The organism is Bacillus sp. JJ864, from assembly GCF_036963045.1.
Taxonomy (GTDB): domain Bacteria; phylum Bacillota; class Bacilli; order Bacillales; family Bacillaceae_G; genus Bacillus_A; species Bacillus_A pseudomycoides_C.
Genome location: NZ_JBALLY010000192.1, coordinates 1 through 6,127, shown reverse-complemented (window position 1 = coordinate 6,127; position 6,127 = coordinate 1). Strand labels below are relative to the sequence as shown.

At 32.7% G+C, this 6,127-nt stretch carries 4 protein-coding genes and 1 pseudogene; 2 read left to right on the top strand and 3 right to left on the bottom strand.

Annotated elements, in window-relative coordinates:
- Positions 1-196, bottom strand: a pseudogene (locus V7024_RS24500) (Tn3 family transposase); the annotation flags it as partial.
- 200 nt (positions 197-396) lie between these two features.
- Between V7024_RS24500 and V7024_RS22335 the strand changes: the two are divergent.
- Both V7024_RS22335 and V7024_RS22330 read left to right on the top strand, forming a co-directional pair.
- The gene (locus V7024_RS22335) at positions 397-2,631 is read left to right on the top strand and encodes an N-acetylmuramoyl-L-alanine amidase family protein (RefSeq protein ID WP_335524055.1); all 2,235 of its coding nucleotides are present in this window, start codon (positions 397-399) and stop codon (positions 2,629-2,631) included.
- A 238-nt stretch (positions 2,632-2,869) separates the two neighbouring features.
- On the top strand, positions 2,870-3,253 hold the full coding sequence (locus V7024_RS22330) for a hypothetical protein (RefSeq protein WP_335524053.1): 384 nt from the start codon (positions 2,870-2,872) through the stop codon (positions 3,251-3,253).
- 563 nt (positions 3,254-3,816) lie between these two features.
- Here the strand turns inward: V7024_RS22330 and V7024_RS22325 are convergent.
- Both V7024_RS22325 and V7024_RS22320 read right to left on the bottom strand, forming a co-directional pair.
- The gene (locus V7024_RS22325; protein WP_335524051.1) at positions 3,817-4,728 is read right to left on the bottom strand and encodes a DMT family transporter; all 912 of its coding nucleotides are present in this window, start codon (positions 4,726-4,728) and stop codon (positions 3,817-3,819) included.
- A gap of 93 nt (positions 4,729-4,821) precedes the next feature.
- A complete protein-coding gene (locus tag V7024_RS22320) occupies positions 4,822-5,712 on the bottom strand; it encodes an aspartyl/asparaginyl beta-hydroxylase domain-containing protein (RefSeq protein ID WP_335524049.1) in 891 nt (296 codons plus the stop codon).
- Positions 5,713-6,127: the final 415 nt, after the last annotated feature.

Below are 6,127 nucleotides of genomic sequence, written 5' to 3'. Positions count from 1 at the left end.
CAATAACTGAAATATGAGGTTGCAGACCAATTGCTCTATGCAATTGCCTCATAAGAACAGTCAAGAATTTTTCCTAATCAATAAAAAATGCATCTTAAGCAAGAGCATATTTTGCTTCTCCTTTATTAAAAACGATATGTACATGCCTTCTGAGTTCAAGACTCTGTAACCATTCTAACACTTGTTGATACATAGTTTCTTAATATGTATTTTAATCTCCTCACATGAATATTTCATGCTTTCCTTATTACAAATTAAAATCAATGAAAGACTTTTGTAACATTTACGAAAGACTTTTGTAATAGTTATGAAAGAGATTTGAAAGATATTTAAATTAAGATGGACTCTCACATATCAATTTGAAAGTGAAAAATTTCACAAGAAGAGGAGAACAGAATGAAAAAGAAATTTAAAACAAATGGAATTGGAAAGAAGGTAATTCCTGCTACAGCGGCATTAGGAATTCTTTTTTCTATGGCACCGATTGCAGAAAATAAGGCTAGCGCAGGGATAGGTGCAGTAGTAGATATAGGTATTACTGTATTAGGTGCTATAGCAAACACTTATCAAACACTTGGACTAGAACCAGGGGATATAGCACCAAGCACTACCATTGATGTATATGCAGAAAATCTAGCTTATCAGGCACCTAATTTTAAATCTGGGGAATTTAATATTTCCATGTATCATACAAAAGGTGATTCGAATTTTACTAAGTCAGTTAAAGTGCGCTATCCAAATGGAAGAATTGAAAATCATCAACTAAAATCTGGTCAGCAGCTTAAAATTACTGACGCAGGAGCAATTATAGATTTAAATCCTAATGCAGCAAATATCTCAGAACACGATCTTCTTTACATTACACAAGCACAATTAAACGAAGGAAAGACCGGAGTTGTAATGAATGAAGATCACACTGGATTTGTAGAAAAAGCATCTGGTAAAAATCCAAGATTGCTTAATCCACTTTATAAAAAATATTCAGGCGATTCGTTTGCAGACTGGAGCGTGATTACTTATAGTCAGGATACCCTATTTGATTATATAGCAAATAAATTATCAGATGAGCAAAAAAAATTGGTAACATTGACTTCAAAGCCAGTAGGTAAAGAGGTCCTTGACAACTATGTTAATAATGATCCTAAAGCTCGTGCAGATTTTTATAATCGATTATCTGATGTATTGGCAGAGCGTACCAACGTCATAGAGTCAGGTCTGCTACTGACATACATTAGACTAAATGATGGTAAACCTTATCAAATTATCCCTTATAAAAAAGGAACGAATAAAGTAATCGTAAAAACAGGTTCAAAATACCTTTCAGGAAAAGAAGGAAACGAACTTCAATATTCCGATTCACTTGGCGATGATGAAGTGTTTGAATTTGTTCAGGTAGAAAATAATGATTCTGGTTCATTTCAGTTCCGTTTGATTAACAAGAATGGAGTAAGTTTAGTTGGTGATAGGCATACTTCAAAGTTCGGTACTGGTGAGGGTTTCGGCTCTGAAATTCGTTTTGATGATAGAAACAAAAATGAAATTCACAATTGGTTAATAGAGTGGTATCCGGGTAAAGAAAATGAGAAACATAAGTATGACGGAGCACAGTTTGTAGCTGATGAAAAAGATTCTACTAAATTGATTGCAAAAGATTCTTCTGGAAATGTAATAAAGAACAGTTGGGTAAACAAAGATTCAAAGTATCATTTTGCAGATGCTGAAGGAGCCCTTTTGAAAGGCTGGCAAGACATTAAGGGGAAGACTTATTATTTTGATCCGTCTACTGGAGAATTAGTTACGGCGAGAAATAAAGGTAATGACCGGATTGAGGGTAAGTTTTATACTTTCGATGATTCTGGTGCTTTGCAACGATCAGTATGGAGCAAGAGTGGCTACGATGGTCGTTCCTATTCTGATGCTTCTGGAGCACTTATTGAAAAGGGTTTGCGGGAAATCGATGGTAAAATTTATTATTTCGAAGGTACTGTGGCCCTTAAAAATGAAATACTACGTCTAGAAGATCAAAATGTCATCCTTCACTTTTCCGACAAAGGTGTGCTTGAGAGAGTTTCTAATCTAAATGGACAAGTTATAGACAGCGCTATTAATGTTAAGTTTGACAATAAAATATTAGCATTTAATCAAGATGGTTCGATTTTGAAAACAGGAATTAACAAAAATGCGAATACAATAGCATATTATAGTTTAGAAGATGGAATTTCCTATACTGGTTGGAAATTGATAGATGGTAAGAACTACTATTTCACAAATGGTCTCAATGACACGTTCAATGATTATAAAGACATTGACGGAAAAAGATATTATATTCATGAAGATGGATCAGCTAAACGAGCAGGGTTTGAAAAAATAGACGGTAAGATATACCATTTTGACAATAACGGCGTAGCACAAACAGGATGGCAAACTATCGATGGTGAGTATTATTACTTCGATGAGAAAGGGGCAGCTAAAACAGGATGGTTCCAAGTTGGTGGTGGATATAGACCTTGGCCTCTTGCATACGGATACCTTTGGTATTGTGCTAGAGAAGATGGTTCACTTTATTCAGACGGTTGGTTTAACATCGGCGGTAAAGATTATCACTTTGACCAGTGGGGACATAAAATGTAAAGTAATAACATAAAAATAACAAGGGAATGCTTGTATGCTGATGTGTACTGCATTCCCTTATTCTATGTATGCTATATTCCTATATTATGCAGGTGCAGATGGAGTTTTCTTGACAGATTGGCAAGGAATCCTGGGGAAAACATGCTATGAAGCTTTGAAATTTCTTTACTGTACGAAAATGAACACCATTAAAAAATAAAACATAATTAAATTTTAATAGTATCGGAGGTGTAACAAAATGAAACAACTACATATAAGGTTATCACTTATACAATTAGTTCTGTTAGTACTGAACTTATTTATATTTTCTTCAGCTATGCCATTTTTGCCTTGGTTTGTTGAAAGTGTTTTTGGTTGGTTAGGTATCTTAGCCACCACTCCTTTCTTGTTAATGATAGGTAGAATAATACCACAACTAAAAAAAAGCAAAAAATTTTGTATAACAAGAACAAGAAAAGTGGTTCCTTTTATTGCATCTATTGTTTCACTATATGTTATGTTATCACCTACCACAGAATTATCAATTGTAATAGCTCTTATCGTTAATGGGTTAATGGCAATCATGACAATTGTATATTTGTTACAAGATTTTTATAGGCTGAATAAAAATATAAGTTCATAAATTGTATTAGTTAACATCCTTAAATATCTTACTGTATAATTTTAGAATCCTATCATTTATAATCAAATAATTTGCAAGTAGGAGGAGCTAATATCTATAGTTTAGCTCCTGTTGTTGTGATGAATCCCTTCAGTAAGACTGAAAGATTTTTAGATAGATAATACTTGTTGTTAAAAGTTATCTTAATAACCATTTCGCTTTAATGTTCGATAAGGGGGTACAGCCAACGTACTAACATAAAACCCACGCTTAGAAAAAGAAAGCTTGATATAAAAGGGTTTATAGCGTAACAAAAAGGATTGTGATAAATAATGTTACGAATTATTTTTGATACAGTATTTTGATACAGCTAAATTGGCTAAATAAAGGCTAACTCTTCTTGAAACCAATGTTGTAACAAAAGCGTGCATTTTATTTACAATCCTTAGCGTACACAAATCAGGGTTTTCACTTCCAAAAAATGTCTTAACGTGGGTTTTATGTCATTTGGTTGGCGGGACCCCTATAAATCATCTGATAGATTAGAACAGGAACCGCCTCACTACCCCTATTTATACTTATATTTATATAGATTTATGTTTTTCGTTCACTACTTTCGGTCGTAGTAATGCTTTGATATTTATTGTTCCTGAAAATAACAACCCACTTATTACAAAAATCGCACCAATAAGATGAAACCATGTAATGTCTTCTTTCAGTATTAACCATGCAAGTAAATAACCAAAAATTGGTGTTAAAAATAGATAGTTGTTAGCCTTAATTGGATCTTTCTTTAATAAGTAAAACCATAATAGCATAGATATAATCGATGTCATCACGACTTGCCAAAATAGACCGATGGCAAAGTTCATATCTAAGTTAATATAAGGATTACTATCTAATAAGAAACTTAAAGGGACAGCGAAAACACTACCAAAGATTATCTGCCATGTGTTAATAACGAGGCGATCAATTTTCATATCGTATTTTGTAAAACATACGCTTCCTATTCCCATCGATAACATTCCTACTGCTAGAATAATGACACCTGACACTGTTGCATGTGTATCTTTTAAATACGGATACACAGCGATTAGTAAACCTAATGCCGCTATAAGCATCCCAATCCATTCTTGTTTTGTTACTTTTCTGCTCAAAAAGATAGAAGATAATAAAGCAACAACAAATGGGTTTACAGTAATAAATAAATTAAATAAGCTTGAAGATACTAATTTTAGAGATAAAAAGCAGCATCCCACATACAATGTAGTATTTAAAATCCCTAAAACAATTAACTGCCTCCACTCTCCCCCTTTTGGCCATCTATTTGATTTAATAAAATAGGTGAAAACAAACATAATCAGACCAGCACTTATTAATCTCGTTGTTGCAAACATAAGAGGGGATGAAGACAGGAGACCAATTTTTGTGGCTATTGCCCCAGATGCCCATAAAACACTAAAAAATATACCTATTAAAATCTCCATACTAATCATTCTCCTTTACCAAAATAAAATAGTAAAACAACCGATTTTACCAAAATAAAATCGGTTGTTTATGTGAGGATATGTTAGTTTCCTGTTTTAAAATCAAACAGTTACTTCTTCTTTCCATTCATCCATACTGAAACGTTCACCTAAATTACGATGTTCAATAATATACGCACGTAAATGTTTTGCTTTATTCACAATCGCTTCATCGCCACTTCTTTCAGCGATTTGATCAAGCCAATCGTAGCATTTAGCAACTGGGATATCTTTTTCAAAATGAATTTTAGATAAAAAGAATACAACATCTCTAAAATTAATTCTGGAAATTACTTTAGATAATGAAGTAATCAGCTCCTCTTCAAATTTCTCACCTAACTTCTCACGTTGTACAATAAATCTGTCTAAATCACGATTATATGTCTTTTTATCCTTAAAGATATCAGATGGGTCAAAGTCTCCTTCAAATACATAGTCTAAGCAAAGGAATACTCGACTATCTTTAGAGAAGTTTGCAGCCGCATGGCCAATTGCTGCATCTAGGAACCAAATTTCACCTTTTCTGATTCGGAATACAGCCTCCTCATCAGAATGGAAAGCCTTTTTATTATCTTCTAAAGCTAAGAAAACACGGAATCGTTGTTTTGTACTGTGAGAGAATTCAACAAAATCTTTATGCGGGATAACCATTGCATCCACTAAATTACGTGTACGAACCATTTTTAAATTATCAAAAGTAAAGTATTCTTCAAGAAGGGCGCTAACGTATGGCAATTGCTTTCCATACTCTGTTTGCTGAGCAGCATGATCAAAGTCACGATACATTGTATCATGTTTATCATTTGATGCATTCCATAAAGAGTTATTCATCCAGTAACCAGTACTGAATTCATCATATTCTTCAGGAATAACTGGGAAATTTGCAATTGTTTCTAAATCTTTTTTTAATAATTCTTCATTAAAGTCTAATTTACCAATAATATAAGATGCCATAATATTTATTCTCCCCTTTAGTAATTGTAATGTGAACGTTATGAAACTACAATATAAGTGACGAAATAATCTGATTATGTATCCTTTTCAGAATTATGATTCCAAAATTAGTTACATAGACTAAGAATGTATATATTATTTTAGAAAAATAACATACCTTAATTAAATTTTGGTTGTTTAACCGATCTCATTCTCATTATTCTAATAGACCTCGATATACACCTATAATCAAATATATATAGTTCGTATCGCGACACCTGGTCACAATACTTACATTTAATATTTTTGTCTGTTTCACAAACATGCGGTACATTCAATTTTTTAATGACTTTTAGCACATGATCTTCGCAAACAAACAAAAAAACCACCTGATTTTTACTTTTAATCATTATGTTTTGTAGTTTTATTTAATAAG